Source organism: Bacillus cereus group sp. MYBK245-2 (assembly GCF_051916145.1).
Classification (GTDB): Bacteria; Bacillota; Bacilli; order Bacillales; family Bacillaceae_G; genus Bacillus_A; species Bacillus_A pacificus.
The window spans coordinates 213,480-228,731 of sequence record NZ_JBQAGB010000002.1; the positions used below are offsets into that span (position 1 = coordinate 213,480).

The window sequence follows — 15,252 nt, forward strand, 5'->3', positions numbered from 1 at the left end:
TGAAGCATTATGAGATTATCTGATTACAATACCCCGTTATCGGGTATGTTAGCGGCCCAAATGGGATTACAAACGACGAGACAAAACTTATCAAATATTCATACACCTGGCTATGTGCGCCAAATGGTGAATTACGGATCTGTTGGAGCGAGCAATGGCCATACGCCAGAACAGAGAATTGGTTATGGTGTACAAACGTTAGGTGTTGATCGTATTACAGATGAAGTGAAGACGAAACAGTTTAACGACCAATTATCTCAGCTCTCTTACTATAATTATAAGAACTCGGTTTTATCACGAGTAGAGTCTATGGTAGGAACGACAGGCAAAAACTCACTATCTAGTTTAATGGATGGATTCTTTAATGCTTTTCGAGAAGTTGCAAAAAATCCAGATCAATCAAACTATTATGATACGCTAATTTCTGAAACTGGGAAGTTTACAAGTCAGGTAAATAAACTTGCGAAAAATTTAGATTCAGTAGAAGGGCAGACGACAGAAGATATTGAAGCGCATGTCAATGAATTTAATCGTCTTGCTGACAGTTTAGCAGAAGCGAATCAAAAAATTGGGCAAGCTGGTACACAAGTGCCAAATCAACTTTTAGACGAACGTGACCGTATCGTTACAGAAATGTCTAAGTATGCCAATATAGAAGTATCTTATGAATCTATGAATCCTAATATCGCAAGTGTTAGAATGAATGGCGTTTTAACAGTGAATGGACAAGATACATATCCATTGCAATTAAATAAAACGAAAGAACCTATGTCTGTTGAAATTTATGGTTCGGAAATTCCTTTAACTAGTGGGGCAATAAAATCTGCAATCGATACGGAAGGGCAGATTGCTAGTTATAAGAAAAATCTTGAAGAGTTAATGGGTTCAGTGAAAAATCAAGTAAATACAGTGATGGGAAAAGACTTCTTCGTTGGAGATTATGCGAAAGAGTTGAAATTAAATCCAGAATTTGCGAATGATTTTTCGAAAATGAAAATATCTGCTGAAACTGCAAATAAATTGGCAGGAATTACAGATGAAGATTATAAAGATGGGCTTTCATATAAAAAAGCATTAGACCAATTCATAGTGAAGGTAGCATCTGATAAAAGTGAAGTGAACGGTTATCAAAAAATTCATGGAGACTTATTAGAAGGTATTCAGCAAGAAAAGATGAGTATCGAAGGCGTGAATATGGAAGAAGAAATGGTTAATCTAATGGCCTTCCAAAAATACTTCGTTGCGAATTCTAAAGCTATTACTACAATGAATGAAGTGTTTGATAGTCTGTTTTCAATCATTAGATAATGAGAGGTAAAAACAAAACCCTTTTCTTTTATGTTTGAAGAGAGGGCCAGCAGAGTGTAGAAGCGGTCAGTGCCTAATAGAGAACCTATCGGTGTAAGACCAGAGATACAGGGCGGTTGCCGGATAAATAAGAATGGAGGAAAGCCGGAAATAGTTCCGGTTTCACCTTCCAATCAATTTTCAATAGATAAAGGAGGAGATAGAAATGAGAGTATCTACATTTCAAAATGCAAACTGGGCAAAGAACCAGTTAATGGATTTGAATGCCCAACAGCAATATCATCGAAATCAAGTAACTTCAGGGAAGAAAAATCTTCTTATGAGTGAAGATCCACTTGCAGCAAGTAAATCATTTGCAATTCAACATTCGTTGGCGAATATTGAACAAATGCAAAAGGATATAGCGGATTCAAAAAATGTGTTAAGTCAGACGGAAAATACATTGTCAGGTATTGTGAAATCTTTAACGAGAGCGGATCAATTAACAATACAAGCGTTAAATGGACCAAATGGTGAAAAAGAATTAAAGGCAATCGGTGCCGAAATCGATCAAATTTTAAAACAAGTTGTATATTTAGCGAATACGAAAGAGCAAGGTCGTTATCTTTTTGGTGGAGATAGTGCAGAGAAACCTCCATTTGCGGATGATGGGACATACCAAGGTGGCGAAAAAGATGTAATGTGGAAGCTAAATGACGGTTATGAAATTAAAGCTTTTCGTAATGGTGAGAACTTACTAACTCCTGTTATTCAAACGTTAGTAAAGATGAAAGATGCGATGCAAAGTGGTGATCAAAAGGCGTTGCAACCGATTTTAACGGAAAATAAGAAAAACTTGGATAGTGTTATTAATCGTACAACAGAAGTGGGAGCAACGATGAACACTGTAGATACGTTTAAGACAATTTTAAGCGAGCAAAATTTAGCGCTTCAAGAAAATCGTAAAGAAATTGAAGATGTTGATTTAGCGGTAGCGATTTCTGACTTGGCGTATATTAATGCGACATATGAAGCGACGCTTAAAGCGGTTAGTACGATGAGTAAAACGAGTATTTTAGACTATATGTAATGAATAAGGAGTGAGAAATATGGCAGGAACAATAACAGGTATTGGCGGTAGACAACAGATTTGGAACCTCGGAAATAATATGATCGATACTTCTAACTTCGTTGAATTAGAAATGAATGCGTTAGATATGAGAAAAACGCCGTATACAAATGAAAAGAATAGCCTTTCACAAGATAAACTTTTATATACAAGTTTAAAATCAGAATTCAGTTCTTTCACGCAAACATTTAAAAATTTAGCGGCTTTTAAAGGAAATGAGAAAAAGGTAACAACATCACAAGATGGTTATATTAATGTCAAAGCTGATGGTGGAGCTATTCCGGGAACTTTTAATATGACGATTACACAGCTTGCGCAGCGTCATCAAATAGCTTCTGATAAAATTGACGATATAGATGCAAAGTTGAATAGAGATGAAACATTAAAACTAGGTGGTAAAGAACTAAAAATAACATCTGATATGACATATAAAGATTTAATTAATAAAATTAATGATGGAGATTACGGCGTATCAGCTTATACACTTGGAAATAAAATTTTCATGACCTCAAAAAAAGAGGGAGAAGATGGAGTAATTAATTTTAAGGACAACACATCTAAATTGTTTCAAGATATAGGGTTAGCTAATGAGGATGGTACAGCACGCAATATAATAAATGAAGCGCAAAATGCTGAATATACGATTAATGGTATTAAAGGTAATAGTTCTACCAATACGATTGAAGCCCTGCCTGGTGTGAAAATTGAATTATTAAAAGTAACTGAGCAAAAAGTAGAGGAAAAGCCAGTAGAAAATCCTGATGGAGAAAAAACAGAGGTTGATCCAAAGACAACAGAGGCGAAAGCAAAAGGGATAGAACTGAAGTTTACAGTAAGTGACTCAAACGTAACTGATGCAGCAAATGTTATTAAAAAAATGGTTGCAGATTATAATAAAGCTGTTTCTACAGTAGATATCTTTGCTGGTAAAGGCGGGGCTTTCCAAGGTCAAGCTATTATGCAAAGTGTACGCCAAGCGATGAATAGTGTCGTAACATTTTCTCAAGATGGTAATTACTTATTTTCATTTGGTATTCAATTAAAGCAAGATGGAACGATGGAAGTTAATGATGAAGCATTAACAAAAGCGTTAAAAGAGAAGCCGGATGCAGCGAAGCAATTTTTCTTTAGTTCTAACGGTTTAGGGAAAATGATGGAAGAACCACTTGATAAATTATTCGGTGATAAAGGTATCGTTGGAGAACGTGTGAAAAACATCGACTCACGTGTAAGTGATTTAGACAAAAAGATTAAAGATATTGAAGCACAAAACTTACAAAAACAAGATGAAATTGTGAAGAAGTATCAAAAACTAGAAAGTACATTAGCGGCGCTAGATAGCCAATTGAAAACAATTAAAGCAATGACAAAACAAAAAAGTGATGATTAATGAAAGTTGAGGAAGTGATCGTATGCAAGCATGGCAACGTTATATGCAAAATGATATTATGACGAGTAATCCGATTAAAAATACAATTTTTATTTATGAAAGATGCATTGTAGAGTTTCGTAATTTAGAAGAGCTTTTACATACTTTTAAACTACAAGAGGGAGATGCGCTTCTTGAGAAGTTAGAACGTATTTTTGAAGAATTAAAGCTTCAATTAAACCCTGAGATTACGAAAGATTTATATGATAGTCTTTATGGTTTATATGATTGGATTAGTGTTCAAATTCAAACGATGAAAGTAACACGTGAAGCGAAAGATATTGATGCGATTGTGAAAGTGTTACAAGATTTAATAGATGGTTATCGCGGAGCGCTTGAAAATGAACAATGATATTTATCGAGCATTTGTCGGTTGTTTTAATGAAATCGGTGAATTGCAAGTGTCAGATGAAGAGTTTGCTGAGAAGAGCGCGATGTTAAATCGCTGGATGATGACATTGGATGAAGAAACGCGCGCACAAGTTGCGGCAGAAGTAAGTCCATTTATTATTAAGGCAGCACAGCATATTCGAGATAAGCAAAAGATTTTGGAAGAAATGATTATGACAAATGATGGGCGAATGAAAGCAAATTCATTTTACGGTAAATATTAATTATAAAGTGTGGAAACGGATCCCCCTTATTAAAAGGGGATCCATTCCTTCATGTAAATAAAGAATTCCGCTGATTGAGGTTTCATTTTATGACTGTAAAAAATAGAAGTAATCTAAATAATGCGAAAATAATCTGCGGCTAGTCGTAAATATGTTGAAATATTATATAGATTACTACGCGTATACAGTTTTTTTGTATTCTTTTTTTATATTTTTGTATTTTTCTAAAGACAACAATGTAAAAATGGAATAAAATATGTAAGGGTACATAATAGTTAATATTTTAATAAATACATATAAGAAATTAAATAATGAAGTGAAACTTCCATCAGTGGATTATTATGCCAAAATGATAAGTTAAAAAGGAAGGGTGTGGAGTATGCCAGATTTAGTGACTGATGTAAGCCATTATATGAATTATTTAGTGACGAAACGAAATACTGTTTCTAGTAATATTGCAAATGCGAATACACCTGGCTATAAAGCACAAGACATTACATTTGCTGAGCAACTGAATAAAAGTAGTGCATTATATAAGAGTAATACTGCGGATTTAAAGACTAATGCAGATTTATATCAAACGAATGAAATGCACTTACCGACAGTAAATACGAAAAATACATATGCGAAGATTCAAACGAAGTCAATGCAAACGAATAAAGATGGAAATAGTGTGGATGTAACGACAGAAATGCTAGATTTAATGAAAACAAACCAATTGTATGGGATTTCAATTAACGCAATTAATACACAATATGCAATTAACCAAGCAGCTCGCGGACGTTAATAGTAGAAGGAGAGACAACGATGTTTCAGGCAATTAATGCAAGTGGATCAGGGCTAACAACAGCGAGAAAATGGATGGAAGTTACTTCAAATAATATTGTAAATGCAAATACAACGGCGGCTCCGGGGGCAGATTTGTATGAGCGCCGTAGTGTAGTGCTTGAATCAAATAATAGTTTTGCGAATATGTTAGACAGTGCACCGACTAACGGGGTGAAAATAAAAAGTATTGAGGCAGACAAAACTGAAAACTTAGTGTATGATCCGACGCATCCGCATGCAAATGAAGAAGGATATGTACGTTATCCAAATGTTGATGTAACTGCTGAAATGACGAATGTAATGGTTGCTCAAAAAATGTACGAAGCAAATACAAGTGTATTAAATGCGAATAAAAAAATGCTGGATAAAGATTTAGAAATCGGCCGAGGATAGAGGAGGAATACGGGAAGATGAAAATCCAACCAATGTTACATACACAGCCATTTGGCACGATTCAGTCAATTGGTGCACCGAAAAACACGCAAACATCTGTAGTCGAGGGGAAGAAGTTTATCGATTTATTGGAAGATATGAATCAAACACAAAACAATGCGCAAACAGCGGTATATGATTTACTAACAAAAGGAGTAGGAGAAACACATGACGTTTTAATTCAGCAAAAGAAGGCTGAGTCTCAAATGAAAACGGCTGCTCTTGTACGTGATAATCTTATTGAAAATTATAAATCACTAATTAATATGCAAATTTAGGAAAATGGACGGGTGTGTTTAAATGGAAAAGTTAAAAAATGTTTTCCAATCGTTAAAAACGTGGCATAAGTTAGTCATTGGTGCTGCGCTTTTAGCAATTGTAACAGGAGCACTTTTATACTTCACCTTGCCAGATAAATATGTTGTTGTATATCAAAATTTAAATGATGCAGACAAGCAAGAGATTACAGCAGAATTATCGAAGCTAGGTGTCGATTACCAATTAGCAGCCGATGGTTCGATTCGTGTGCAAAAGAATGATGCTCCATGGGTTCGAAAAGAAATGAATGGAATGGGATTACCGTTTAATTCAAAAAGCGGTGAGGAAATTTTATTAGAAAGCTCGCTCGGTTCAAGTGAGCAAGATAAAAAAATGAAGCAAATTGTCGGTACGAAAAAGCAATTAGAGCAAGACATTGTAAGAAATTTTGCGACAGTTGAAACGGCAAATGTTCAAATTACATTACCTGAAAAAGAGACAATTTTTGATGAAGAAAAAGCAAAAGGAACAGCTGCAATTACGGTTGGTGTAAAGCGTGGTCAACTATTAACGGCTGATCAAGTTGCGGGTATACAGCAAATGATCAGTGCAGCAGTTCCTGGTGTAAAAGCAGAAGAAGTAAGTGTGATTGATAGTAAAAAAGGTGTTATCTCAAAAGGGGCAGATGAAGCACATGCTACTAGTTCCTCTTCTTATGAGAAAGAAGTAGAGATGCAGCACCAAATTGAAGGTAAATTAAAGCAAGATATCGATGCAACATTAATGACGATGTTTAAGCCGAATGAATATAAAGTGAATACGAAAGTATCTGTAAACTACGATGAAGTTACACGTCAGTCTGAAAAATATGGTGATAAAGGTGTACTTCGTAGTAAACAAGAGCAAGAGGAAAGCTCTACTGCGCAAGAAGGTGCAGATACGAAGCAAGGCGCTGGTATTACAGCGAACGGCGAAGTACCAAATTACGGTACGAACAATAATCAAAATGGCAAAATTGTCTACGATAATAAAAATGGTAACAAAATCGAAAACTATGAAATAGATAAAACAGTTGAAACGATTAAGAAACACCCAGAGTTAACGAAAACAAATGTTGTTGTATGGGTAGATAATGATACGTTAGTAAAACGAAGAATTGATATGACAACTTTCAAAGAAGCAATCGGCACAGCTGCTGGGCTTCAAGCTGACCCGAATGGAAACTTTACAAATGGTCAAGTTAACGTTGTAACTGTTCAGTTTGATCAGCCGAAAGAAGAGAAGAAGAAAGAGCCAGAAGAAAGTGGTATAAACTGGTGGTTATTCGGTGGAATTCCAGCTGGTCTATTAGCGATTGGTGGTCTAGTATGGTTCTTATTAGCAAGACGTAAGAGAAAGAAAGAAGAAGAGGAATATGAAGAATACTTAGCAGAAGATGAAGTTGCTGCAAGTAGTGAAAGTATTATGGAAATTCCTGAAGAGAAAATAGTACCAGAGCCAAAACCTGAGCCAGAACAACCGAAAGAACCGACGTTAGATGAACAAGTGCAGGATGCTACGAAAGAACATGTAGAAGGTACTGCAAAAGTAATTAAAAAATGGTTAAACGGACAGTAAGGGAGGAACAACGATGTTAGATGAAATCTCCTCCAAAGAAAAAGCTGCCATCCTCATTCGTACATTAGATGAAGAGGTGGCAGCGAAAGTCATTGAATATATGACGGCTGAGGAAAAAGAAGTGTTGCTTCGTGAAATCGCGAAGTTTCGTGTATATAAACCAGAAACGTTAGAAAATGTACTAGGGGAGTTCTTATATGAACTAAATGTAAAAGAATTGAATTTAGTCACTCCAGATAAAGAGTACATTCGTCGCATATTTAAAAATATGCCAGAAGACGAGCTTGAAAAATTATTGGAAGACCTTTGGTACAACAAAGATAATCCATTTGAATTCTTAAATTCACTTACAGATTTAGAGCCACTTCTTACAGTGCTGAATGATGAATCACCACAAACAATTGCAATTATCGCTTCTTACATTAAACCGCAACTTGCTTCTCAATTAATTGAGAGATTGCCAGATCATAAGCGAGTAGAAACGGTAATGGGTATTGCGAAACTAGAACAAGTTGACGGTGAACTCATTAATCAAATTGGTGAGCTATTAAAAGCAAAATTAAATAATATGGCATTTAGTGCAATCAATAAAACAGACGGCTTAAAAACAATTGTGAACATTTTAAATAACGTTTCACGAGGCGTTGAAAAAACAGTCTTTCAAAAGCTGGATGAAGTTGATTATGAGTTATCTGAGAGAATTAAAGAAAATATGTTTGTCTTTGAAGACTTACTTGGTCTTGAAGATCTTGCGCTTCGCCGTGTGTTAGAGGAAATTACAGATAACGGTGTTATTGCAAAAGCGCTTAAAATTGCAAAAGAAGAAATTAAAGAGAAATTATTTACATGTATGTCTTCAAACCGTAAAGAGATGATTCTGGAAGAATTAGATGGCTTAGGACCACTTAAGATGACAGATGCTGAGAAAGCGCAGCAAATGATTACAGGTACGGTGAAAAAGCTAGAGAAAGAAGGAAGAATTATCGTTCAAAGAGGTGAAGAGGATGTCCTTATTTAAAAACAGAATTCCGAAGAATTCTGTTTCTTTTTCTGAAGAAAAGTATGAATTACAATTTCCAAAACCAATACCAGTTCACGTAGAAGAAATTCAAGTAGATCATGAAGAACTTCTTGCGCAGCAACAATCGTTACATGTTGAACTAAATCAGCTAAGGCAAGAGCAGCAAATATTAGAACGAGAGCGTCAGCAGCTATTACATGATCAAGAACAATTTCAAATGCACGTTCAGCAGCAGATGAAAGAAATAGAATCGGCACGTCAGCAGTTTCAAAAAGAGCAACAAGAAACTGCATACGAATGGACAGAATTATTATGGGATCAATCTTTCCAACTAGCAGAAAAAATTGTGAATCAAGCAGTAGATACTAGATTGCTTGATGTGTTACCTATTTTAACTGGCATCGTTCAAACGTTACCTACTTCGTTTGAAAAACTAGTTATTACCGTACATCCAGAAACGTTTGAACGTATTCAAGAAGAGAAGGAAAATACGAAAGAATATTGGTTGCTACAATTAGTAGAATGGAAATATGATTTCTCCTTACAGTTCGGTGAATTTGTTCTAGAAGAGGAGAAAGAGTTCTTTGAATTTAAGTTTGCACCTATATTTGCGAAACTTCGCCAGAAATGGGAAGAAGAGAAGTTATTTGAGGAGCAAAATGTATGAATCGACTATTAATGAATGAAAACCAAAAATGGAATACATTTATTGAAACACCGTTTTATACGAAAGTCGGTAAAGTTCATAGTGTGCAAGAGCAGTTTTTCGTAGCGAAGGGACCGAAGGCGAAAATCGGTGATGTTTGTCTCGTTGGAGAACATAGCGTCTTATGTGAAGTAATTGCAATTGAAAAAGAGAACAATATGTTACTCCCGTTTGAACAGACAGAAAAAGTATGTTACGGAGATTCCGTTACATTAATTGCAGAAGATGTTGTTATACCTCGTGGTAATCATTTACTCGGAAAAGTGTTAAGTGCAAATGGCGAAGTGTTAAATGAGAACGCTGAAAACATTCCGCTGCAAAAAATAAAACTAGATGCTCCGCCTATTCATGCGTTTGAACGTGAAGAGATTACTGACGTATTTGAAACGGGAATTAAATCCATTGATTCTATGCTAACAATTGGTATCGGTCAAAAGATTGGTATTTTCGCTGGGTCTGGTGTTGGGAAATCTACTTTACTCGGCATGATTGCGAAAAATGCAAAAGCGGATATAAACGTTATTAGTTTAGTAGGAGAACGTGGCCGAGAAGTAAAAGATTTTATTCGAAAAGAATTAGGCGAGGAAGGTATGAGGAAAAGCGTCGTTGTCGTAGCGACGTCAGATGAAAGTCACCTTATGCAGCTTCGTGCAGCTAAGCTTGCAACATCTATTGCTGAATACTTCCGAGACGAAGGCAATAACGTATTACTTATGATGGACTCTGTCACTCGTTTTGCAGATGCGCGTAGAAGTGTTGATATTGCTGTTAAAGAGTTACCGATTGGTGGTAAAACACTTTTAATGGAAAGTTATATGAAGAAGCTGTTAGAGCGCTCTGGGAAAACGAAGAAGGGATCTATAACAGGTATTTATACTGTACTCGTTGATGGAGACGATTTAAACGGTCCTGTACCGGACTTAGCACGTGGTATTTTAGATGGACATATTGTATTAAAACGTGAACTTGCAACGCTCAGTCATTATCCTGCTATTTCAGTGCTAGACTCAGTAAGTCGGATTATGGAAGAAATCGTGTCGCCAACTCATTGGCAACTGGCAAATGAAATGCGAAAAATTTTATCTATTTATAAAGAAAATGAATTGTATTTCAAATTAGGAACGATTCAAGAAAATACAGAAAATGCTTATATTTTTGAATGTAAAAATAAAGTAGAAGGTATAAATACGTTTTTAAAACAAGGTCGATCTGATAGTTTCCAATTTAACGATATTGTTGAAGCAATGCACCATATAGTATAAGACCTTGCGCTTCGGAGGTCTTATTTTTTTGTTTTTTAATATTTCACAGATTTTTTTGGAAAAAAACTATATAATAGAAAAAGAGAACGTTATAATAGGAAGGGGCTATGAAAACAGGTGGATAAGCAGCAGTACGACACGATAAAATTGCAAATAAATCAAGAAAAAGAACAGATTTTGAAAGAAGTGTATGAATTAACAGCTGAAAAAAGAAAAATAGAACAAAAAAAAGAATATGATTTATATGTTGTAAAATCGCGTAGTAAAGTTGTACAAGCTGGGCAACGTATAATGGCTGGCATGCTTTCGTCACATACGTTTTCACCTGAAAGAATAGAAGAATGGAATCGGAAAATTAAAAAAACAGAAGATTTTATTCGAAAAAATGAAAGCCTTTTAGAACAAGTAAAAGAAAAAGAACGTGTCATTGATGAGATGTATCAAGAAGATTGTAGAAAGCTTGCGAAAATACGAGAAAAGCAGGAAGAAAAAATGCTTCTTGATTTGAAAATGTGTATGAATGGATGAGGTGAATGTAGTGATACAGTCTGTATTACCGGTGCAACAAAGTTTACCTCCGCAAAAAGAAAAAGGGCTAGAAGTACAATCTAAAAGTGAAGATTCTTCATTCGATCGTGCGATGAGAATGGAAAACAAAAAGCAGCCGAAAACGGAGAAAACAAAGCAAGAAAATGCACCAGGGGATAGAAAAGAAAACATTCTTTCTAAAAAATCGGCAACGAAAGAAGAGCCTAATGTAAAGAAAGAAGAAAAAAAAGAGACAGAACAGTTATTGTTAGCTGTATCTGAGCAAATGGTTGCAATTGAGCAATTACGTGTGCAGCCAGAATTGTTATATCAATACATACAAAAAATACAAGAGCTATATAAAGAATATGGAAATATAAAACTTAACGAATTACCCGCTAATGAATTACAACAATTACAAGAACTCCTTTCTAATATGAATATCAAAAATGCTATATGTTTAGAAGATACAATGCAAATGGCATTAGACAAAGTGAAGATGCCAGAGCAAATGATGGAAGTATTGAAAGTAGTGGAAACAGAAACTTGTAATATTGCAAAGAAACAAGAAGAGTCCAAAGACTTAGATGGAGATCTTCCGAAAGCTGAGAGCGAAGATGTCAAGGTAGAGTTGCCAGAAGGTGATGTATTCAACGATTCGAATTCTGCCGGTGCAGAGTTATTAAATAAAGCGACAAGTACCGATCACATAGGGAAATCCAATAGTGGCGCTGAGAAAGTTTCATTGCCTGACTTAGGAAAGAAAATGGAAGCACAAGTAGAGGCATTACAAAAGTTTGTAGTGAAACAAGAGCGTGTTTTATTCCAGTTAAATCCAGAAAAACTTGGTACATTAACAGTGTTTATGAAAAAACATGGAGATCAAATTGATGTTCATGTGGAAATGGAAAAACACGATGCGAAGAAACGTGTTGAAATCATTTTTGATGAATTGAGACTGAAGTTAAAAGAAAAAGAAATTAATATTCAAATTAGCTATTCAGATAAAGATGAAAATCGTAAAGAACAGCGAGAACAAGAGCAAAGGCAAAAGCAGCAATTAGCAAGTACGAAACATGAGAAACAAGAATCAAAAGAATTTGCGGGATTATTGGAGGAATAAAGCGTGCCAACAGTTGGATTAAATACAACGAGTACAAATCATATTCCGTTGCAAGCAGGAGCGCAGAATAGGAACGCATCTGTTAACGGTGCACAACCGGCAGTAGGGCAAATGAATGGAGTATCAGCAGGAGAACAAAAAACTCCTGGAGTAATGGGAAAAGATGATTTTCTGAAATTGTTTTTATCGAGTTTCCAGCACCAAGATCCATTTAATGCGATGGATATGAATCAAATGATGAACCAAACAGCGCAGTTATCTCTTATGGAACAAGTGCAGAATATGACAAAGGCAGTTGACTCTTTAAGAACGACAATGTATTCGACAGCGCTTGATGGTGGAATGAAGTTTTTAGGGAAGTACGTAAGAGGTATTGACGGTGACGGTAAAAAAGTAACTGGTCAAGTAGAGACAGTTCGCCTTGCAGAAAATAACGATGTACAGCTCGTTATTGATAATAAAATTGTATCCCTTCGTTTCGTTGAGAGAGTGTCTGATAAACCAATTGGAGAAACGAATCCAGAAGATGCGAAGAAAGACGATCAAAAAGTAGCGGAAGAAGAAAAAACTACAAATTCATAAGGAGTGTCCATATATTATGATTAAAGCGTTATATACAAGTATTACAGGAATGAATGCAACACAAAATGCATTAAGTGTAACTTCAAATAATATCGCCAATGCACAAACGGTTGGTTATAAAAAACAAAAAGCTATGTTCGATGATTTACTGTACAACAATTCAATTGGTGCGAAAGGCGACGATAGATACGCAGGGACGAACCCGAAAAGTATTGGTAACGGTGTGAAAATGAGCGGAACGGTGACGGATTATACCGATGGTACAATTACGTTAACTGGTGGTAAAACACAAGCGGCAATGGAAGGTAATGGTTTCTTCGTTGTAGGTGATTCAAAAGCTGGAAATATGGAATTTACACGTAAAGGAACATTTACAATATCTTCAGATTACTATATTACGAATACGGAAGGGCAATATGTATTCGCTTATCCAGCAGATCCATCAACTGGTAATGTTGATTTATCTGGTATCCCAGGACCATTGCAAGTTCCAATGGGATCAGCAATCGGTGGTATTCGAACGTCAAAAGGAGTCGTTGGAGGGAACATTCCAGCAGATGCAAAACAGATTACGCAAGAATTGCCTGTATACGATAATGCCGGTAATACATGGACAATGCGCGTGGAGTTTAAACAAGATGGTGAACATAATTATAAATATAAAGTATATATGCGTAACGAATCGAAAAAAGAAACAGCGTTTAACGAGGTTAATGGCGCAGGTGGTGAGGTGAAATTCGATGCGGTAGGGAAGCCGGATCCGGTAAACCCTGAAGCGAATATTCCCTTTAATGGTGGAACAGTAAAAATAGATTTTAGTAAATTAACAAACCACCCGACAGAGAAAACATTAGCAGTAACAGATGTAGATGGTAGAGCAGCAGCGACTGTAAAAGATTGCTTTATTGCTGACGGTGGATATGTGATGGTAAAATACTCGGATGGAAGTATGAAAGCTGCGGGTCAATTAGCTGTTGCAATGTTCCCGAACGAAGGCGGCTTAATGAAAACTGGTAATGGTAACTATACAGCGACGAATACAACTGGTATTTTAGCAATGGGTGTATCTGGTCAAAATGGTGCAGGAAAAGTACGTGGTAGTGCACAAGAAGGTGCAAACGTAGATTTATCTGTAGAATTCGTTGACTTAATGTTATACCAACGTGGATTCCAAGGAAATGCGAAAGTAATTAAAATTTCAGATGAAGTATTAAACGAAGTTGTAAACTTAATTCGATAATATATAATAAAGAAAAATTGTAATGTAGTAGAAAGGGTTTTTTATTCGTATGACAAGACAAGAACGAATTTTACAATTGCCTTTTTTCGAAAATAAACGTGACCTTGCTGAGCAAGTGTTAAAAATGGAACGAGAAGAGCATGTATATTTACCAGATCAATTTGAAATTAAGCAAGTGCCTCCCTATTCATTTGGTGAAAAACAAGCAATCATTGGCCGGATTCACGAATTTTATTTCGTAAGTGTTGGTAGTGAGGGCGAGTGGAAGTATCAACTGTTTAAAGATGAGATGAAGTGCCGTGAGTTTTTTGTTACGTTATCAGGGATAACGGATCAGCAAATTGCGTTTTGGTTTAATAACATCGAGTTACTGAAAAGATCTTAAAAGATTTTAAAAGCTCTTTTTTAGGTTTTGAGAGAGGACCTGGCGATGTGTGGTGGCGGTCAGTGCCTAATAGTGTCTCGACCGGTGTGTAAGACCAGAGATATGGAGAGTTACTAGGGTAGCCGAAGAAGAGATAAACGAAGTGTAGATAACAGCTATAATCTGTACGTAGTTGTAAGACCAGAGATATGAGAGGTACTGGGTGGTTTTGGGAAAAGATAATCATTTCATGGTAGACCAGTACCTTTTGGATCGTTAATGATGATAGATTTTTATAAAAGGAGAGGTGAGGAGGATGGCGCAAAATAAGTATCGCGTTACATTCATTTCGCCGAGTGAGGTTGAGCAGCGGACTGTAATGACGGCGAGTAGTTTGCCAGATTTAATTCGTAAAGTAGAGGGTATTATTGCTGATCCGAACGGTTATTTTGTAAATGATAAAAAAAATAATTGCTATTTTAAAGTGATGAAAGAAAATGTTACGTTTATTCAATATGAGTTACTATTTTCGGATAAAGAGATTCATATTGAAAAATTAAAACATATAGCGCCGGCAGTATTAAAACGATTATTTGAAAAAATAAATGATCCGGAACTATATGCACTCGCGCTACTGGATGTTGATATAGCAACGAAAGAATATGTGCTAGAAGTAATGAATACAGAGTTAAGAATAAGAGTTGAAACAGAGCTTTCGAAAAAATGGGAAGCGATGCCGACAGAAATTGTAGGAGCGCAAGAAGTGTTATTAGAAGCACTTGCTTCGTTTATACAAGAGTAATCGTCTTTTTAAATAAAGAAATGAATTGTT

Annotated in this window: 18 protein-coding genes; all 18 read left to right on the top strand. The window is 35.8% G+C overall.

The genetic code is table 11. The annotated features are described in order from the left end of the window. The first annotated feature begins 9 nt into the window (after window positions 1–9). Complete coding sequence (gene flgK / locus ACTFRN_RS05955; RefSeq protein WP_088106582.1) at window positions 10–1,308, top strand: flagellar hook-associated protein FlgK; 1,299 nt, start codon at window positions 10–12, stop codon at window positions 1,306–1,308. A gap of 205 nt (window positions 1,309–1,513) precedes the next feature. Continuing rightward, window positions 1,514–2,377, top strand: coding sequence for a flagellar hook-associated protein 3 (locus ACTFRN_RS05960; RefSeq protein ID WP_001266390.1), 864 nt, complete (start codon window positions 1,514–1,516; stop codon window positions 2,375–2,377). A 19-nt stretch (window positions 2,378–2,396) separates the two neighbouring features. Further along, window positions 2,397–3,806, top strand: a complete 1,410-nt coding sequence (locus ACTFRN_RS05965) for a flagellar hook-associated protein 2 (RefSeq protein ID WP_074568197.1) — start codon at window positions 2,397–2,399, stop codon at window positions 3,804–3,806. Between the two features lie 22 nt (window positions 3,807–3,828). After that, window positions 3,829–4,197, top strand: a complete 369-nt coding sequence (locus ACTFRN_RS05970) for a flagellar export chaperone FliS (RefSeq protein ID WP_001149522.1) — start codon at window positions 3,829–3,831, stop codon at window positions 4,195–4,197. Further along, complete coding sequence (locus ACTFRN_RS05975) at window positions 4,187–4,459, top strand: hypothetical protein (RefSeq protein WP_001058066.1); 273 nt, start codon at window positions 4,187–4,189, stop codon at window positions 4,457–4,459. Before ACTFRN_RS05970 ends, ACTFRN_RS05975 begins: the two co-directional genes overlap by 11 nt. Window positions 4,460–4,838: 379 nt before the next feature. Next, window positions 4,839–5,246 (top strand): flagellar basal body rod protein FlgB, encoded by a 408-nt coding sequence (gene flgB / locus ACTFRN_RS05980; RefSeq protein ID WP_088106583.1) that lies wholly within the window; start codon window positions 4,839–4,841, stop codon window positions 5,244–5,246. Between the two features lie 20 nt (window positions 5,247–5,266). Further along, window positions 5,267–5,680 (top strand): flagellar basal body rod protein FlgC, encoded by a 414-nt coding sequence (flgC, locus tag ACTFRN_RS05985; RefSeq protein ID WP_000484677.1) that lies wholly within the window; start codon window positions 5,267–5,269, stop codon window positions 5,678–5,680. 17 nt (window positions 5,681–5,697) lie between these two features. After that, complete coding sequence (gene fliE / locus ACTFRN_RS05990) at window positions 5,698–5,997, top strand: flagellar hook-basal body complex protein FliE (RefSeq protein WP_000701676.1); 300 nt, start codon at window positions 5,698–5,700, stop codon at window positions 5,995–5,997. 22 nt (window positions 5,998–6,019) lie between these two features. Then, on the top strand, window positions 6,020–7,594 hold the full coding sequence (gene fliF, locus ACTFRN_RS05995) for a flagellar basal-body MS-ring/collar protein FliF (protein ID WP_000413179.1): 1,575 nt from the start codon (window positions 6,020–6,022) through the stop codon (window positions 7,592–7,594). Between the two features lie 13 nt (window positions 7,595–7,607). Next, window positions 7,608–8,612, top strand: a complete 1,005-nt coding sequence (fliG, locus tag ACTFRN_RS06000; protein ID WP_000883351.1) for a flagellar motor switch protein FliG — start codon at window positions 7,608–7,610, stop codon at window positions 8,610–8,612. Next, window positions 8,599–9,282 carry a FliH/SctL family protein gene (locus ACTFRN_RS06005; RefSeq protein WP_049112022.1) on the top strand — a complete coding sequence of 228 codons (684 nt, stop codon included), beginning with the start codon at window positions 8,599–8,601 and terminating at the stop codon, window positions 9,280–9,282. The genes fliG and ACTFRN_RS06005 overlap by 14 nt, the downstream gene beginning before the upstream one ends. Next, entirely contained in the window at window positions 9,279–10,583 is a 1,305-nt protein-coding gene (locus ACTFRN_RS06010; protein ID WP_049112020.1) for a flagellar protein export ATPase FliI, read from the top strand. Before ACTFRN_RS06005 ends, ACTFRN_RS06010 begins: the two co-directional genes overlap by 4 nt. A gap of 117 nt (window positions 10,584–10,700) precedes the next feature. Beyond that, window positions 10,701–11,111: a hypothetical protein gene (locus ACTFRN_RS06015; RefSeq protein ID WP_000360867.1), complete on the top strand. Its 411-nt coding sequence runs from the start codon at window positions 10,701–10,703 to the stop codon at window positions 11,109–11,111. 10 nt (window positions 11,112–11,121) lie between these two features. Then, window positions 11,122–12,234 (top strand): flagellar hook-length control protein FliK, encoded by a 1,113-nt coding sequence (locus ACTFRN_RS06020; protein WP_140383355.1) that lies wholly within the window; start codon window positions 11,122–11,124, stop codon window positions 12,232–12,234. A 3-nt stretch (window positions 12,235–12,237) separates the two neighbouring features. After that, entirely contained in the window at window positions 12,238–12,816 is a 579-nt protein-coding gene (locus ACTFRN_RS06025; RefSeq protein ID WP_001143470.1) for a flagellar hook assembly protein FlgD, read from the top strand. Between the two features lie 16 nt (window positions 12,817–12,832). Beyond that, window positions 12,833–14,056 carry a flagellar hook protein FlgE gene (locus tag ACTFRN_RS06030; RefSeq protein ID WP_000588316.1) on the top strand — a complete coding sequence of 408 codons (1,224 nt, stop codon included), beginning with the start codon at window positions 12,833–12,835 and terminating at the stop codon, window positions 14,054–14,056. Window positions 14,057–14,105: 49 nt separating this feature from the next. Then, window positions 14,106–14,441: a DUF3964 family protein gene (locus ACTFRN_RS06035; RefSeq protein WP_074568193.1), complete on the top strand. Its 336-nt coding sequence runs from the start codon at window positions 14,106–14,108 to the stop codon at window positions 14,439–14,441. A 295-nt stretch (window positions 14,442–14,736) separates the two neighbouring features. Beyond that, on the top strand, window positions 14,737–15,222 hold the full coding sequence (locus tag ACTFRN_RS06040) for a hypothetical protein (protein ID WP_014893157.1): 486 nt from the start codon (window positions 14,737–14,739) through the stop codon (window positions 15,220–15,222). Window positions 15,223–15,252 lie beyond the last annotated feature (30 nt).

Coding starts and splice junctions, on each gene's coding strand:
- flgC (WP_000484677.1), top strand. CDS start 5,267: ATGTTTCAGGCAATTAATGCAAGTGGATCAGGGCTAACAACAGCGAGA.
- ACTFRN_RS06035 (WP_074568193.1), top strand. CDS start 14,106: ATGACAAGACAAGAACGAATTTTACAATTGCCTTTTTTCGAAAATAAA.
- ACTFRN_RS06010 (WP_049112020.1), top strand. CDS start 9,279: ATGAATCGACTATTAATGAATGAAAACCAAAAATGGAATACATTTATT.
- fliE (WP_000701676.1), top strand. CDS start 5,698: ATGAAAATCCAACCAATGTTACATACACAGCCATTTGGCACGATTCAG.
- ACTFRN_RS05965 (WP_074568197.1), top strand. CDS start 2,397: ATGGCAGGAACAATAACAGGTATTGGCGGTAGACAACAGATTTGGAAC.
- flgK (WP_088106582.1), top strand. CDS start 10: ATGAGATTATCTGATTACAATACCCCGTTATCGGGTATGTTAGCGGCC.
- ACTFRN_RS05975 (WP_001058066.1), top strand. CDS start 4,187: ATGAACAATGATATTTATCGAGCATTTGTCGGTTGTTTTAATGAAATC.
- fliG (WP_000883351.1), top strand. CDS start 7,608: ATGTTAGATGAAATCTCCTCCAAAGAAAAAGCTGCCATCCTCATTCGT.
- ACTFRN_RS06005 (WP_049112022.1), top strand. CDS start 8,599: ATGTCCTTATTTAAAAACAGAATTCCGAAGAATTCTGTTTCTTTTTCT.
- fliF (WP_000413179.1), top strand. CDS start 6,020: ATGGAAAAGTTAAAAAATGTTTTCCAATCGTTAAAAACGTGGCATAAG.
- ACTFRN_RS06040 (WP_014893157.1), top strand. CDS start 14,737: ATGGCGCAAAATAAGTATCGCGTTACATTCATTTCGCCGAGTGAGGTT.
- ACTFRN_RS05960 (WP_001266390.1), top strand. CDS start 1,514: ATGAGAGTATCTACATTTCAAAATGCAAACTGGGCAAAGAACCAGTTA.
- ACTFRN_RS05970 (WP_001149522.1), top strand. CDS start 3,829: ATGCAAGCATGGCAACGTTATATGCAAAATGATATTATGACGAGTAAT.
- ACTFRN_RS06030 (WP_000588316.1), top strand. CDS start 12,833: ATGATTAAAGCGTTATATACAAGTATTACAGGAATGAATGCAACACAA.
- flgB (WP_088106583.1), top strand. CDS start 4,839: ATGCCAGATTTAGTGACTGATGTAAGCCATTATATGAATTATTTAGTG.